At 66.3% G+C, this 15145-nt stretch carries 12 protein-coding genes; 4 read left to right on the top strand and 8 right to left on the bottom strand.

Annotation, left to right across the window (positions count from 1 at the left end; translation table 11 throughout):
* Window positions 1-275: 275 nt before the first annotated feature.
* Both aceE and aceF read left to right on the top strand, forming a co-directional pair.
* Window positions 276-2942: a pyruvate dehydrogenase (acetyl-transferring), homodimeric type gene (gene aceE / locus QZY48_RS14350; RefSeq protein WP_295431843.1), complete on the top strand. Its 2667-nt coding sequence runs from the start codon at window positions 276-278 to the stop codon at window positions 2940-2942.
* A 34-nt stretch (window positions 2943-2976) separates the two neighbouring features.
* Window positions 2977-4644, top strand: a complete 1668-nt coding sequence (aceF, locus tag QZY48_RS14345) for a dihydrolipoyllysine-residue acetyltransferase (protein ID WP_295431840.1) — start codon at window positions 2977-2979, stop codon at window positions 4642-4644.
* A 275-nt stretch (window positions 4645-4919) separates the two neighbouring features.
* On the opposite strand, the gene QZY48_RS14340 is transcribed toward aceF, so the two are convergent.
* The 5 genes from QZY48_RS14340 to QZY48_RS14320 form a co-directional block, all read right to left on the bottom strand.
* Window positions 4920-5678, bottom strand: a complete 759-nt coding sequence (locus QZY48_RS14340) for a hypothetical protein (protein ID WP_295431837.1) — start codon at window positions 5676-5678, stop codon at window positions 4920-4922.
* Window positions 5679-5792: 114 nt separating this feature from the next.
* Complete coding sequence (locus QZY48_RS14335; protein ID WP_295431835.1) at window positions 5793-6245, bottom strand: hypothetical protein; 453 nt, start codon at window positions 6243-6245, stop codon at window positions 5793-5795.
* Window positions 6246-6412: 167 nt separating this feature from the next.
* Window positions 6413-7102, bottom strand: a complete 690-nt coding sequence (locus tag QZY48_RS14330) for a membrane integrity-associated transporter subunit PqiC (protein ID WP_295431832.1) — start codon at window positions 7100-7102, stop codon at window positions 6413-6415.
* On the bottom strand, window positions 7102-8838 hold the full coding sequence (locus tag QZY48_RS14325; protein WP_295431829.1) for an MlaD family protein: 1737 nt from the start codon (window positions 8836-8838) through the stop codon (window positions 7102-7104). The genes QZY48_RS14330 and QZY48_RS14325 overlap by 1 nt, the downstream gene beginning before the upstream one ends.
* A complete protein-coding gene (locus QZY48_RS14320; RefSeq protein ID WP_295431826.1) occupies window positions 8759-10108 on the bottom strand; it encodes a paraquat-inducible protein A in 1350 nt (449 codons plus the stop codon). The genes QZY48_RS14325 and QZY48_RS14320 overlap by 80 nt, the downstream gene beginning before the upstream one ends.
* 307 nt (window positions 10109-10415) lie before the next feature.
* Between QZY48_RS14320 and QZY48_RS14315 the strand changes: the two genes are divergently transcribed.
* Window positions 10416-10871 carry a DNA polymerase III subunit chi gene (locus QZY48_RS14315; protein ID WP_295431823.1) on the top strand — a complete coding sequence of 152 codons (456 nt, stop codon included), beginning with the start codon at window positions 10416-10418 and terminating at the stop codon, window positions 10869-10871.
* Between the two features lie 31 nt (window positions 10872-10902).
* Here QZY48_RS14315 and QZY48_RS14310 read toward each other — a convergent pair whose 3' ends face one another.
* The gene (locus QZY48_RS14310) at window positions 10903-11766 is read right to left on the bottom strand and encodes a Uma2 family endonuclease (RefSeq protein WP_295431821.1); all 864 of its coding nucleotides are present in this window, start codon (window positions 11764-11766) and stop codon (window positions 10903-10905) included.
* A 425-nt stretch (window positions 11767-12191) separates the two neighbouring features.
* On the opposite strand from QZY48_RS14310, the gene QZY48_RS14305 reads away from it, so the two are divergent.
* Window positions 12192-12482 carry a ferritin-like domain-containing protein gene (locus QZY48_RS14305; protein WP_295431820.1) on the top strand — a complete coding sequence of 97 codons (291 nt, stop codon included), beginning with the start codon at window positions 12192-12194 and terminating at the stop codon, window positions 12480-12482.
* A 128-nt stretch (window positions 12483-12610) separates the two neighbouring features.
* On the opposite strand, the gene QZY48_RS14300 is transcribed toward QZY48_RS14305, so the two are convergent.
* Window positions 12611-14176: a di-heme oxidoredictase family protein gene (locus QZY48_RS14300; RefSeq protein ID WP_295431819.1), complete on the bottom strand. Its 1566-nt coding sequence runs from the start codon at window positions 14174-14176 to the stop codon at window positions 12611-12613.
* A 459-nt stretch (window positions 14177-14635) separates the two neighbouring features.
* On the bottom strand, window positions 14636-14992 hold the full coding sequence (locus tag QZY48_RS14295; RefSeq protein ID WP_295431816.1) for a hypothetical protein: 357 nt from the start codon (window positions 14990-14992) through the stop codon (window positions 14636-14638).
* Window positions 14993-15145: the final 153 nt, after the last annotated feature.

Raw genomic sequence — 15145 nt, 5'->3', positions numbered from 1 at the left:
GTTGTCGCTGTCGTAATCGAATAATCCGACCACGATTACGACAACGACAACGACAACGACGCCCGGTCCGCGAGAACGTCCGGTAACTGTAGGGTACGCATCGCGTACCCGGCTCCGGCGGCCGCGGCAGCTTGGCGGGTACGCGGCGTACCCTACGATATGTGCGTCAACACATCAGTTCTGATCGCACCCTCCTCACCATTATCGCCGCTTCGCCCTGATATACTGCGGACCTTACGCGCCTCCCCCGCCATGACCGCTGACCGGGAACCGTCATGACCAACAGACCCGATATCGATCCGCAAGAGACCCAAGAGTGGCTCGACGCCCTGGACGGCGTGCTGGAACAGGAGGGCGTCGACCGCGCCCACTTCCTGTTGGAGCGTCTCATCGACAAGGCCCGACGCTCGGGGGCCCACCTGCCCTACAGCGCCAACACCGCCTATCTCAACACGATCCCGGTCCAGCAGCAGGAGCGCTTCCCCGGTGACCGGGCCATGGAGCGGCGCATCCGCTCCTTCGTGCGCTGGAACGCCATGGCGATGGTGGTGCAGGCCAACCGGCTGTCGACAGAACTGGGGGGCCACATCGCCTCCTTCGCCTCCTCCGCCACCCTGTTCGACGTAGGCTACAACCACTTCTTCCACGCCCGCACCCCGGACCACGGGGGCGATCTGGTGTTCATCCAGGGCCACACGGCCCCCGGCATCTATGCCCGCGCTTACCTTGAGGGCCGCATCAGCGAGGACGACCTGCTCAACTTCCGCCAGGAGGTGGACGGCGGCGGTCTCTCCTCCTATCCGCACCCCTGGCTGATGCCCGATTTCTGGCAGTTTCCCACGGTCTCGATGGGGCTGGGCCCGATCATGGCCATCTACCAGGCGCGCTTCATGCGCTATATCAACGACCGGGGGCTGGTCAACACCAGCAACCGCAAGGTCTGGGCCTTCCTGGGGGACGGGGAGATGGACGAGCCCGAGTCCATGGGCGCCATCGCGCTCGCCTCGCGGGAGCGGCTGGACAACCTCATCTTCGTGGTCAACTGCAACCTGCAGCGCCTCGACGGCCCGGTGCGCGGCAACGGCAAGATCATCCAGGAATTGGAGGCGGACTTCCGCGGCGCCGGCTGGAACGTCATCAAGGTCATCTGGGGGAGCTACTGGGACCCGCTGATCGCCCGCGACAAGGACGGGGTGCTCTTAAAGCGCATGGAGGAGTGCGTGGACGGGGACTACCAGGCCTACAAGGCCCGGGACGGCAAGTTTGTCCGCGAGCACTTCTTCGGCAAGTATCCGGAAACCGCCGAGATGGTCGCCAATATGACCGACGAGGACGTCTGGCGCCTGAACCGCGGCGGTCATGACCCGGCCAAGGTCTATGCCGCCTACGCCGCCGCCGTGAAGACGACCGGTCAGCCCACCGTGATCCTGGCCAAGACCATCAAGGGGTACGGCATGGGCGTGGCCGGGGAGGGGATGAACATCACCCACTCCCAGAAAAAGATGGGGGAGGTGGCGCTCAAGGCCTTCCGCGACCGCTTCAACATCCCGCTGTCGGACGATCAGCTCGACGCCACCCCCTTCTATAAGCCCCCGGTCGACAGCGAGGAGATGCGCCACCTGCACGGGCTGCGCGAGGCCTTGGGCGGCTTCCTGCCGGCCCGGCACGACACGGCCGCGGCGCTCACGGTCCCTGAGCTTGCCGCCTTCGCCCCGCTCCTGGAGGGCACCGGCGACAAGGAGCAGTCGACCACCATGGCGTTCGTACGCATCCTCAACATCTGTCTGCGCGACAAGGAGATCGGCCCACTGGTGGTGCCCATAGTCCCGGACGAGGCGCGCACCTTCGGCATGGAGGGGCTGTTCCGCCAGGTCGGCATCTACTCCTCCGTCGGCCAGCTCTACCAGCCGGTCGATGCGGATCAGGTGATGTCCTACCGGGAGGACAAGAAGGGGCAGATCCTGGAGGAGGGGATCAACGAGGCCGGGGCCATGTCGTCCTGGATCGCGGCGGCCACGGCCTATGCGAACCACGGCCAGGCGATGATCCCCTTCTATATCTACTATTCGATGTTCGGCTTCCAACGCATCGGCGACCTGGCCTGGGCGGCTGGCGACATGCAGGCACGCGGCTTCCTGATCGGCGGCACGGCCGGGCGCACCACGCTCGCGGGCGAGGGGCTTCAGCACCAGGACGGCCACAGTCACCTGCTCGCCGCGACCATCCCCAACTGCATCTCCTATGACCCGGCCTATGCCTATGAGTTGGCGGTGATCGTCCAGGACGGGCTGCGGCGCATGTACCAGGAGAAGGAGCGCTGGTTCTATTACATCACCACGATGAACGAGAACTACCCCCAGCCGGCCCTGCCGGAGGGCCCTGATGGGAGCACGGTGACCGGCATCCTGAAGGGGATGTACCGCGTCCAGCGGGGCGAGGAGCGCACCCACCGGGTACAATTGCTGGGCGCCGGTACCATCCTGCGCGAGGTGCTGGCCGCGGCGGACCTGCTCGCCCGCGACTTCGACGTCGGCGCCACGGTGTGGAGCGTCACCAGCTTCAACGAACTGCGGCGCGAGGGCATCGACGCGGAGCGCTGGAACATGCTCCACCCCGAGGACGAACCGCGGGCGCCCTATGTGAGGGCGCAGCTCGCCGACACCCGGGGACCCGTCATCGCCGCCACCGACTATATGCGCGCCTATGCCGATCAGATCCGGCCCTATTGCCCGCGCCGCTATGTCGTGCTGGGTACCGACGGCTATGGCCGCAGCGACATGCGCAGTCAGTTGCGCAAGTTCTTCGAGGTCAATCGCTACTATGTGGCGGTGGCCGCCCTCAAGGCCCTGGCCGACGAGGGCGCGATCCCTGCCGCCAGGGTCGCGGAGGCCATCGCCAAATACCGCATCGACCCGGAAAAGCCCAATCCGGTGACCGTCTGAAACGCCCGGCAACACAGGCTTTGGAGAATACAGCGTGGCACACCTCGAAACCATCCTGTTGCCCGACATCGGCGATTTCGCCGAGGTCGAGATCATCGAGATCCTGGTCGCCCCCGGCGAGCGGATCGAACCCGAACAGTCACTCCTGACCCTGGAGAGCGACAAGGCGACCATGGAGATCCCGGCGCCGCGCGGCGGCGTGATCCAGGACCTCCTGGTCAAGGTCGGGGACAAGATAGCGGCCGGCAGCCCGCTGATGACCCTGGCGACGCAGGACGCGGCGGCACCGCCTCCCCCGGCGTCGCCAGTGGCCGAGCCGCCGACGGCTGGCCCGACCACGGCCCCAACCCAGGCCGCGATCCCGGCCGCGGCCGTCGGCGGTGTCGCCGAGACCATCTCAGTCCTGCTCCCGGACATCGGTGACTACGCCGAGGTCCCCGTGATCGAGATCCTGGTGGCCCCGGGTGAGCGGGTGGAACAGGACCAATCCATCCTGACCCTGGAGAGCGACAAGGCGACCATGGAGGTCCCCTCGCCGCAGGCCGGCGTAGTGGAGGGCCTCGCGGTCCAACTCGGGGACAAGCTCAGCCAGGGCGACCTGATCCTGACGCTGCGGGTGGATGGCGGCGGCGCCGCGGCGGCGGCGACGGCAGTTGCCCCGGCCCCGACCGCGGAACCGCCCGCCAAGCCCGCGCAGCCGACCCCCCAGCGCGCCCCGGGCGAGGCCGAGCGGCGTCAGGCCCCGGTGCCCCTGCGTCCGGACGACCTGGCCGCCATCGGCGCCGCCGGCCGCAAGGCCCACGCCAGCCCCACGGTACGGCGTCTGGCGCGGGAACTGGGCGTCGACCTGACCCTGGTCAAGGGGTCAGGTCCCAAGGACCGCGTGCTGCGGGAGGACGTGCAGGGCTATGTCAAGCGTACCCTGGCCCAAGGGGCCGCGGCGCCCGCCGCGGGTGCGCTGCCCTTCGCGCTCCCCGCTGCCGCGGCCGTGGACTTTTCCAAATTCGGACCCGTGGAGGTCAAGGAACTCTCCCGCATCCAGAAGCTCAGCGGCCGGCACCTGCACCGGTGCTGGCTCTCGATCCCGCACATCACCCAATTCGATGAGGCGGACATCACCGAGTTGGAGGCCTTCCGCAAGGCGCAGAAGGACGCCGCGGAGGCGGCGGGGGTGAAACTGACCTTCCTCCCCTTCCTGCTCAAGGCCGTCGCCACGGCCCTGAACCGTATGCCCACGGTCAAGTCGTCCCTGACCCCGGACGGCGACGCCCTGGTGATGAAGCACTACACCCATATCGGCGTGGCCGTGGACACCCCCAACGGGCTGGTGGTTCCGGTGGTACGCGACGTGGACAAGAAGGGCATCTACGACCTGGCCCGGGACCTGATGGATTTCAGCAAAAAGGCCCGCGATGGCAAGCTCCTGCCCGGCGACATGCAGGGCGGCTGCTTCACCATCTCAAGCTTGGGGGGCATCGGCGGTACCGCCTTCACCCCCATCGTCAATGCCCCCGAGGTGGCCATCCTGGGGGTCTCGCGCTCGGACACGAAGCCGGTGTGGAGCGGGAAAGAATTCGCGCCGCGGCTGATGCTGCCGCTGTCGCTGTCCTATGACCACCGGGTGATCGACGGGGCCGCGGGGGCGCGTTTCACCACCCTGCTCGGGCGACTCTTGGGGGACATCCGCACCCTGTTGCTCTGATGCCCGCGCCCGGAGTCGAGGCCTAAGCCCTACCGTTGAAGGCACGCCCGGCCCCGGTGGGAGCGGCTTCAGCCGCGACGGGCCGCGTCGGCTGCCGCGGCCGCACATCGCGGCTGCAAGCCGCTCCCACAGGGGACTTCCATCTTGCCGGGTGGCCGCTGTACCTTCCATGACCGTCAGGCGGTCGCGCCCAGGGTGCAAACCCTTGCGGGCTCCCAAATTGCACTTGGGAGCCCGGCCCCACTTGGCCATGAGTGAAATAATCGGGCGCGGCACTACCAGAACCTGGGCTCGAACCCCGGCCGATTCTTGACCTCCATGACCTGATCGCCCACGGCAAGCACCAGGAAGCCCAGCCGCTCGGCGTAGTTGAGCACACTGTCGTCCACCGACAGGGTGGCCAGGATGCCGACGACCGGCAAATGGGCGCGCGCGGGCAGGAACTCCCGGAAGGCGGCGATCTCATCGATCAGCCGGTCGACATCCGCACTGCGCAGGGTGGCCTTGGTGCTGTTCAAGGCAGCCACATCTGGGGCAATGGCAAAGGCATCGAACTCTCGCACCCGCCCGTCGGGCAGACGCAACCGCACCCGGGCCTGGATGCTGTCGAATTCGCGGCCCAGCGTCTCGCGCAGGATGCGCGGCAGGCTGGGGTAGACCAGGTCCTCGACCATGGTGCCGAGCTTGTTGGCGAGGTCGCCCCACTTGCGGTTCATCTCGCGGCGCTCGGCGATGGACTCGGCCTTGAATCCCAGCATTTCGTCCTTGAAACCACTCATTTCATCCTTAAATGCCAACATCTCGTCCTTGAACTCGCGCATCTCGTCCTTGAATTCCCGCATCTCGTCCTTGAATTCCCGCATCTCGTCCTTGAACTCGCGCATCTCGTCCTTGAACTCGCGCATCTCCGCCTCGGTGCGCTGCTGGGACTTATAGAGCTTGTTGAACTCGATCCCCACACTCGCAATAAACCGGTCGATCGAGGCCTCGAGTCGATCGACGCGTTCGGCGGTGGCAGGCAGCGGGGCGGGCATGGGATGACTCCGGTTGGTCGGTGAAGGTAAAGTATAGTCCTGCGCAACGGCCTGAGCCCGGCGGCCGCCCGCCGCCGGGGAGCGCGCCGCACGCGCCTCAGGGATGGGTCCCGCTCAGGCGGCAGCGGTTTGCCCCGCCCCCTCCTCCAACCGCCGAATCAACGGATACAGGTTCTCGGTCTCGCGCTGGATGCGATCGAGCACCAGCCCGAACATCTGATTGGTGTCCTCGACGAAGGCGGCGTGGTCGGCGATCTTCAATTCCCGCTTGCGCTCGTCGCACCAGTCCTTGAGGTAGGCGGCGAAGATGCGCTTGATCTCCACGGAGCCGGACAGGAAGCGGTCGGCCGTGTTCGCCATGGTCCGGTCCTGACTCTGAATGAGACGCCCGCAGAACTGGGCGTCGACCGTCTCCATGTGCTGGCGCACCTTGGTCACGTACTCGAAGAAGAGCTGCCGCGCACAATCCGTGTCGCACATGGCCCGCTCGCGAATGAGATAGAGAAAGACGTTGGAGATCTCCGTAATCTTGTGATTCTGTTCGTGACAGCGCGCGAAATCGACCATGTTCACTCCACCCCCGGGGGGGGTCTTTGCGGGTTTATCTGAGCATCCTGTGACGCGAAAACGTAACGCCCCGGCGCGCTGTTTACAAGCGCTGATTTGCGGGGTGCCCACCGTCGCCGCGTCCCGCGAGGATCAGGCGCGCCGCGCCGGTACCCGATCCTTGCGGATCAGTACAGTGGCGGCGCGGCCGGCGGCGCGGTCGGCTTGGGCAGACCGCGCAGGACCGCGGCCACGTCCTCGCTGAAGGCACCCAGGGCCGCGCTCATGGCACCGATGAGCGCCGCCCGATCCGCCGGCGGGCGCAGGGGCTGACGGTAACTGGTCTCGCGGGCCGCCAGGGTCTGCTCCAGGCGGGGGTCCAGCACCGCCCAGCGCACCTTGAGCACGGCCTCGCCCGCCGGGGTACCCTCGAAGGTCAGCACGTCCGCGGTGATGCGAAAATCCAGTGGGAAGCGGACCTCGGTCGGGAAGATCAGGACCCGGCTGGTGCCGACCAGATAGGCCAGGTTCTCGCCCCAGACCCGCAGGAAGTCGTCCTGCAGGGTCCCCCCCCAGCGGTTGAACTCATCCAGGGTCAAACGGTTGTTGCCATCGCGCGAGACGATCTGCGGCCGATCAAGAAAGCCGGGAAAGGTCACCGGCCCCAACCCGATGCCCAGGGTACCGCCGGTCACCGCGGCGTGCCCGTCGGCCGCGGGCAGTGGCCTCAGGGTAAAGAAGTTCGACGGCGGCGAGCCAGCACAGCCGGCGACGGCGAGGACCCAGGCAAGCCAGAAGCAAAGAGAGAAATAAGTCCGCTTCGCGTGCCCCGCCGCGCGCCCGACGACGGCCTCGTCGCCAATCACTGCCGCTGCCACTAGCGCCCCCCCGCCTTGCCTTTCAGCAGCGCCTCCGGGTGACGCTCCAGGTAGTCCGCCATGAGCCGCACGGAGCGCGCCGCGGCGCCCACCTCCGCCAACATGCGCTCCAGCTTGATATACAGGGGGGAATTGAGCGCCACGATGTCTCCGGCATACTGCATGGTGGTCGAGGTCGCGCGCAGCGCCTCGCTGAGTTGCGGTGCGAGCTCGCCATCCAGGCGCTCCGCGCTCTTGCGCACCGCGGCCAGGGCCGCTTGCATCTCTGCGACCGCGCCCTGCAATTCCCGCGAGTTGATCAGCGCGTTGGCGCCGGCCGCCGCCTGGGCCAGGTCGCGGCCGAGCTGTTCGATCGGCAGGCGATCGAGCTTTTCGAGCACGCTGGTCGCCCTGGTGGTCAGGGCCTCCAGGGGCGCCGGCACGGTCGGCAGCACCACATAGTCGCCATGGCGCGCGGGGCGCTCCGGCGGGGCACTGGGATGGAAATCCAGGTCCACATAGAGGGCACCGGTCAGTAGATTATCGGATTTGAGCTGGCCGCGCAGGCCATTGGCGACCAGGCGTTCGACCACGGTGGCCTGCTCGACCCGCCCCGGGTCGCCGCTGACACCGATGCGCTCCGGCTCGACCTCCACCAGCACCGGGATCTGGAAGTCGTAGTCGTCCACATTGAAGATCAACTGGATGTCCAGCACCCGACCGATGGCGATGCCGCGCAGCCGCACCGCGGCCCCCACCGCCAGACCGCTCACCGAGCCCTTGAAATACAGCAGGTAGCGATCCTTGTGGGCGTAGGTCTTCGCGTGGGCTTGCTCCCGACTCGGGTAGAGCGCCAAGACCTCGCCCACCGCGGCCGCCTTGCGCTCCCCGTCGATGGTATCCGGGGTGTCGAATGAGATGCCGCCGATCAGCACCGACAGGAGTGACTGGGTGTCCACCGTGACCCCCGCGGTGGAGATCGAGAAATCCAGCCCGCTTGCGTTCCAGAAGCGGGTGTTGGTGTAGACCAGGCGGTCGTAGGGGGAGGAGATGAAGATCTCGATGTTGACCGCCCCCCCGTCCGTCTCCAATTGATGCCCCGCCACCTGCCCGACCTGGATCTGCCGGTAGTACACCGGAGAGCCGATATTGAGCGACCCCAGGGTCGAGGAGCGCAGCAGGAAGCGCTTACCGGCCTCCGAGGTGGTGAAGAGCGGCGGCTCCTCCAGACCCAGGAAGCGGCGCGCCGACTTACCCTCGGTCACCGGATCGATGGCGATATAGGGTCCCGACAGCAGCGTCTCCAGACCGGACACCCGGCTCGCGGTCACCCGCGGGCGCTCCACCCAAAAACGGGTATCGGTGGTCAGATAGGCACTGGATCCGTACTTGAGCTGGGCGGTCACCAGGATCGACTTGAGATCCGGACTCACGTCGATGGCGGTCACCTCTCCCACGTCCACGTCCTTGAACTTGACCTTGGTCTTGCCGGCCTGGAGCCCGGCCGCGGAGTTGAACTGGATCTGGACCCGCGGCCCCTGCTCGGCATAGGTCTTGTAGGCGAGCCAGGCGCCGATGACCAGGGCCACCAGCGGGATCAGCCAGACGATCGAGAGCCGGTCGCGCCGCACCGTCACGGCCTCGGGCAGCCGCACGCCGGGCCAATCCGCCCACTCCTCAGCCTGTTCGGGCGAGGGCGGCGCTGGGGCCGTCCGCTCCCCGCGCCCCGGGGTCGCCCCGTTCTCGGTCTCTGACATGGTCCCGCCCTTGTTGCAACGCCCGTTCTTCCAGGTCCGGCCCCAGGCGATCCCAGATCAGCCGGGGATCGAATGACATGGCGGCCAGCATGGTGAGAACCACGACCGCGCAGAAAAAGATGGCCCCCGTCTGCGCCGTCACGCTGGCCAGGTTCCCCAGGCGCACCAGGGCCACCAGGATGCTGACCACGAAGACGTCCACCATCGACCAGCGGCCGATGGTCTCGGTGATCCGATACAGCCGCGTGCGCTCCCGTGGCCGCCAACTGGAGCGCACCTCAACCGAGATCAGAAGGTAGACCAGGATCAGGAGTTTCAGCAGCGGCACAAAGACGCTGGCCACGAAGACGATCGCCGCCAGGGGCCACATCCCATGGGTCAGCAGATACCCGACCCCGCTCAGAATGGTATCCGATCGGACGCGCCCGAGCGACGTGACCGTCATGATCGGCAGCAGATTGGCCGGCAGATAGCAGATCACCGCGGCCAGGACCAGGGCCCAGGTCCGCTCCAGACTCGCCGGTTTGCGGTAGCGCAGCAGCGCGGCGCAGCGCGGGCAATGCGGCCTCAGGCCCGCGCCCGGGGCCGGGGCCGGGCGGCGCGCCACCACCAGCTCACAGACCTCGCAGCCGATGGAGTCCTGAGGCCGCAGCGGCACGCCGGCCCGAGTGCCGCGCCGCACCCGGGACCACACCAGATCCGGGTCCAGGGCCGCCTGGGCCCCCGCCAGGACGAAGATCAGCACGCCGAAGGCAAAGAGCGAGGGGCCGGCGAGGATGGTCGCCATCTCCGAGAGCTTCACCACCGACACCAGGATGCCGAGCATGAAGACGTCCATCATCCCCCAGGGGGTCAGGTTGCGGACATAGCGGAACAGCGACGGCAGCCAGGACGGCAGGCGCCGCGCGTACAGCGGAATCAGCACCGCCAGGAGCAGGGTCAACTGCAGACCGGGGGCCAGGATACTGGTGAAGGCGACCACCGCGGCGATCTGCCACTGCCCCTGACCATAGAGTTCCAGGACGCCGGTGAAGAGCGTCGTCTGCGTCACCTGACCCTGCATCGAGAAGGACAGGAAGGGAAAGCCGTTGGCGATCGCAAAGAGCGCAAGCCCCGCGATCGTCAGGGCCAGCGTCCGGTTCAGGCTGTCCGGCCGATCCCGGTGCAGCACACAGGCGCAGCGGGCGCAGACGCTGGACCCACCCGGCGGCAGGACCGGGATGCGCTGGAGCAGGTCGCATTCCGGGCATTGCGTGAGGTCGTCGTGCATGGGCCGGCAGTCAGTGGTCAGTGGTCAGTGGTCGGTGAATAGAGGATAGTGCAGGGCGAACCGGATCGGGGCAAGTTCGCCGTCGGCCGCGGGTGCGATCAGAAGCTGATGTGTTAACGCACATCTCGTAGGGCATGCATCGCGTACCCGCCAAGCTGCGGCGACCGCCGGAGCCGGGTACGCGATGCGTACCCTACAGCTACCGGACGTTCCCACGGACCGGGCGTCGTTGTCGTTGTCGAAATCGAACAATCCGCCCACGACAACGACAACGACCGCTGACCGCTGACCGCTGACCACTCGAAAAATGCCCCGCATCGACTTCTACACCCTGGAACCCGACAGCCCCGGCGACCGTTACCTGCTCACCTGCCGGCTGGTGGAGCGCACGCGTGCTGAGCACTTGCGGGTGCTGATCCACTGCCCGGACCTGACGGCAGCGCGCCATCTGGACCGCCTGCTGTGGACCTGGCGCCAGGCCAGCTTCATCCCCCACGGACTGGTGGGCCAGACCGACCATGAACTGACCCCGGTCCTGATCGGCCTGGACGGCACCCCGGAGGCGCAGACGCAAGTCCTGATCAACCTCGCCCCGGCCGCCCCACCCTTCTTCAGCCGCTTCGCCCGCGTCTGCGAGCCAGTCGATCAGGACCCCGCGGTGCGCGCCGCCGCCCGCGAGCGCTTCCGCTTCTACCGCGACCAGGGCTTCCCGCCGGCACACCACCCGGTCCGGCTGACGCCGGGTAATGCGGACGCCTGGTAAGGGTTCCACCAGCCGCCTGGAGTCCAAGGCTTCAGCCTTGGCGGTCGGCCAGTTGCGCCTGGAGTCGGGCGAGTGCCTGCTCCGCCTCCAGCGCGCGCCGCTCGGCCTGCCGACGGGCCTCTCCCTCGGCGTCGGCGCGTTGGGCCTCGGCGTCCGCGCGCCGGGCCTCGGCCGCGGCGCGCTGCTCCGCCTCCCGCCAGCCCGGCAGCACGAAGGCGGCGTAGACCGGATCATCGCGCAGCCGCTCGTGCTCGGGACGGCCGCACAGATCGGCCAGCCGGAACTGGAACCCGGGCAGCACCCGCGAGCGGATCACACCGTCCTCGGGGCTGATGGGGACATAGACCCCGGCGGGCGTGCGGATAAAGAAGGCCTGCTGCTCAGGCGTGCGGTGCAGGATGTAATACTCCGGCACGCCGCCGGCCGCGTACTCCGCCTTCTTGACCAGGGTGTCGCGCTCGATGCTGCGGCGCTCCTTATCCGACAGCGCCTCGATGCAGACATCGAAGACCCCGTGATAGGACACATCCAGCGGTAAGAGCGGCTGGGGGTTGTCGTTGCATACCACGCCGAAGTCGGGCCTGCGGATCACGGTACCGGTCGGCAGGGGCAGCCGAAAGCCCATCTCCAGGGCGACCAGCTTGGCCATGGGTCTGGCCCGCAGAAAGTGCCCCAACAGCAGCATGAACCAGTGGTAGACCTGGAAAGTTTCGTAGTCGGACACCGGTTTCTCCTCCAGGCGGCCGTTGTTCCACTCGTAATGGATGTCGGACTCGAGGTAGTAGGTGCGCCAGTAGTCGTCTTCCGTGCACAGACGAGCGGCCTGGGAGGGGGGGGCGACCGGCTCGGGTTCCGCTCGCGGGCGGCGCGCTTCGGCAAGGGAGGTCTGTGGCATGGGCGTTGCCAGGGGCGGTGGTGGTGAACGGTCAAAGCCTAGCACAACCGGGCGACGGCGGCGCCGTGGTCCTCGGCGCCCCGACGCGACGGCAAGCCGATTGCCAGCGCGGCGAGAGGGCTTATAACTGTTTACTGAAATCTCTGTTTATCTATAAAAATCTACTGTTATCTCTACAGATCGTTGATGCGAACTCGTTGTTCGGCTACACTGATACCGCCTGCAAAGACCGTCCAGACACGTTACGGCTGGACGTTAATCCGTACGCAAGAGTCGCGTAAGACCTTGAATCCCTTTCATGGCAGCGGCAGTGACGGCGTATACAGACCTGTGAGATTTTCATAGGTTTTTAGTAGCGGCCGACAATGGCCGTCACGCGCGGCGCGCACGCCGCTTCGACCACCGCACCAAGGGGGGATCATGCCATGGCGAACGAGGGGTATCACGAGCCGGTCGAGGAACTGTCCGAGGAAACCAAGGACATGCATAGGGCCATCGTGTCACTGATGGAGGAACTGGAGGCCGTGGACTGGTACAACCAGCGGGTGGACGCCTGCAAGGACCCGGACCTGCGCGACATTCTGGCGCACAACCGGGATGAGGAGAAGGAACACGCGTCGATGCTGCTGGAGTGGGTGCGCCGGCAGGACGGGGTCTTCGACAAGGAACTCAAGGACTATCTGTTTACGGATAAGCCGATCACGCATCATTCCTGAGGGCAGTGCCCTGGCGGCGGGGTCGTCCGCGCAGCGGACCCTACGTCAGGTTCTCAGGCAGGCGCGGCGCTGCTCGGGCGCTCGCCTGTGCTTGGACCGCGGGGCTGTCCTGGCCGGCGATGGAAGGTCTATTTCCCAACGGCAGCGTTCACGGTGACGCTGTTGCGGGGCTGGAAGCGCTCGTCGACGACCAACTGTCTGGTACCGGGCGGCAGGACTTGCAGGGTCTTCAGGAACTCGATCAGTGCATTCTGCTCATACTCGGGCAACGCCTGAAACGCCTGGCGCTCGGCCAGGGCCTCGCCGTGATGACCCAGCACGGACTGGCGCAAGGTGGTGAACAGACCGTGGTGGAAGAAGGGCGGCTCGTTGGCGCAGCCCCATAGACGCTTGGTCAGGAAGCGGCGATTGCCGCCACTGAACTTGGGCGACCAGACGAACCAATTCATGTCCAGGACCTCGGCCTCCGCCGGTTCGTTCGGGTCGGTGATGTCGTGCAGCTTCAGATCCGTATAGGCGGGTACGATTACCCGGTCGCGTTCGGGGAGCAGGGGCGTGAGGCGGGGTTGCGGCAGCTCGGGGCTGGTCAGGTCCATTGTCACGGTTTGCGTCTCGCCGGGCTTGAGATTGGTTGCCGGGTTGTAGGGATTGGGCTCGGTATAGAGCCAGCCTTGGTGATCGAGTGCCAGGGCCGGGACATGGCAGCGGGCACACCCGATCCGCGCAAAGGCTGCCTCACCGACGGCCACCGCCTGCTCGATTTGCGGGTCGCGCGGGATCACGCGCCCGGGGACCGCCATGGCGGCCTGGTAGAGTGACACGGCGGTCATATCCGCGCGGGTCATCTCGTTGGTGAAACCGTCCCCGTCCAGGTCGGTATCGCGCCCAAAACGCTCCTCGGTCTGGATGCCATGGTGGTGGTTGTAGGCGTTGTTGGAGAACTCGCGGATGGAGACCACATTGCCCGCCTGATGCCAGGGTCGGATCACCAGGGTGGGGCGATCGAGCGGTGTCGGCGAGGTCACGCTCATGCGCGACAGCCCTTCGACCTGGCTGGTGTCCCAGGTGGCGTCCGGCCTGCGCGTCAATTTGCCGAAATAGACACCCTTAGTCCACAACTCCGCGGTTTCGCCCAGCTTTAGCCGATCCCGAATCGCTTGGATGTCAGCGGTCATCTGCCGGGCCAGCATTTCGAGATAGCCGGCGCCGAAAAGTCCCGTGGTGGCACGAAAGTTACCGACGGTTTGCAGCGAGACCGGCTCGCCGTGTTCATCGACACTGCCGCGGGTCGGCATTTGGTCCTTGGGGTCGAAGGTCACGAAATCGAAGCGGTGCCCGAGGACGAAGACGTTGGTCACGAAGTCGCCGCCGCCGCCGGGGATGCCGTAGGGGGCGTTATGGCAGCCGGCGCAGGAGTTGGCGTCCGGGGCGGAGATGCGATTGAAGGCGCGATTGCCGGTGAGCGGGGCCGATGGATCAGTGAGCTGTTTGCCGGTGCCTTTGCTCAGCGGCCGACCGCCGCCCTCCTGCTCGGTCCACACGGCGGCGAACAGGCGCTTGCCATGGCTTAAGAGATCGGGGATGCTCAGCGTGAATTCCTGGTCGTCCGCCAGGTGTTGGGGCACCGAGACCTCGCTGCCCAAAGGCGCGCGCTGCCACGGCCCATCCGCGGCCAGGCCTTGATAGATCGTCATCAGCAATGCGCCGGCCAGTAACCGCGGGCGATGCGTCATCAGCCGTTGCGATCTGTACATTTCAACCCCGAATTAAGGCTTCCCCACCGTGACGCCGACTGTTGCCAAGGCCATCTCTCCGCCGACGCCGGTCGCCGTCAGACTCACTGTATGAGTCCCAGCGCTCAGCTTGGCCTCGATGCTGGGGCCATGCCCCAAGGGTCCGTCCCGATCCGAGGCCCACACCAATTGCTGATCCGCTATGGCGCCCGCCGCGGGGTCGGTCCCCCGCCCCCGGAGTGCGAGGGGCTGGCCTTTGTCAACCGTGACCGCGCCGGGCGGGGAGTCGATGCGGACCGCCGGCGGGGCGGCCCTGGCAATCGACACGGCGGCGAAAAACAAGATCACCATTAAGATCCCTGCGGAATAGTCCCTGTTACGGCGCTCAAGGGTTGAGTCTCTGGACATTTGCATCTCCCTCTAGTTGGCCGCAGCGCCTTGCAGCGGCTTGACGCTCACGTTATATCCACCCGGGCCGGTCGGGCTGAAGATCAGGAACTGCACGTCGAGATCGAATGTGCCGAACCACTCGTAGACTCCCTGCGTCCCGGAGATGGTAAGCGGCGAGTCGACGTTGAAGTTCACCTGCCTGCCCGCGGCACCATTTCCAGGCGCGATGCCCACAAGCGTCCCGCTTTGAGTCGAGCTGATCCCGTTGTAGCCGACCTGAATCCGGCCATCCCGGAACAAGACCGCCTGGATCGTATTCGATCCGCCGTAGTAATAGTGGGGGACGCGGTACCACGTCGCCACGAACCGATCCGGGAATTGATGCACATAGACCCCCCCGGGCACTGGTTCAGCTTGCTTCCTGTTGACAACTTACTGAATAAGTTAAATAATTCTCCCTTATCCAGTAACCCAGCATAGAAATCGGTTATGCCTGAAAAAATGACCTGTCCCTATTGCGGTTCCGAACACTGTGAACCT

Source organism: uncultured Thiodictyon sp., from assembly GCF_903828115.1.
In the GTDB taxonomy this organism is placed as follows: Bacteria; Pseudomonadota; Gammaproteobacteria; order Chromatiales; family Chromatiaceae; genus Thiodictyon.
The sequence above is the reverse complement of the archived record's forward strand: the minus strand, read 5'-3'. Positions and strand labels throughout refer to the sequence as shown.

Coding starts and splice junctions, on each gene's coding strand:
- aceE (WP_295431843.1), top strand. CDS start 276: ATGACCAACAGACCCGATATCGATCCGCAAGAGACCCAAGAGTGGCTC.
- QZY48_RS14340 (WP_295431837.1), bottom strand. CDS start 5,678: ATGCCCGCCCCGCTGCCTGCCACCGCCGAACGCGTCGATCGACTCGAG.
- QZY48_RS14335 (WP_295431835.1), bottom strand. CDS start 6,245: ATGGTCGATTTCGCGCGCTGTCACGAACAGAATCACAAGATTACGGAG.
- QZY48_RS14325 (WP_295431829.1), bottom strand. CDS start 8,838: ATGTCAGAGACCGAGAACGGGGCGACCCCGGGGCGCGGGGAGCGGACG.
- QZY48_RS14320 (WP_295431826.1), bottom strand. CDS start 10,108: ATGCACGACGACCTCACGCAATGCCCGGAATGCGACCTGCTCCAGCGC.
- QZY48_RS14315 (WP_295431823.1), top strand. CDS start 10,416: ATGCCCCGCATCGACTTCTACACCCTGGAACCCGACAGCCCCGGCGAC.
- QZY48_RS14310 (WP_295431821.1), bottom strand. CDS start 11,766: ATGCCACAGACCTCCCTTGCCGAAGCGCGCCGCCCGCGAGCGGAACCC.
- QZY48_RS14305 (WP_295431820.1), top strand. CDS start 12,192: ATGGCGAACGAGGGGTATCACGAGCCGGTCGAGGAACTGTCCGAGGAA.
- QZY48_RS14300 (WP_295431819.1), bottom strand. CDS start 14,176: ATGACGATCTATCAAGGCCTGGCCGCGGATGGGCCGTGGCAGCGCGCG.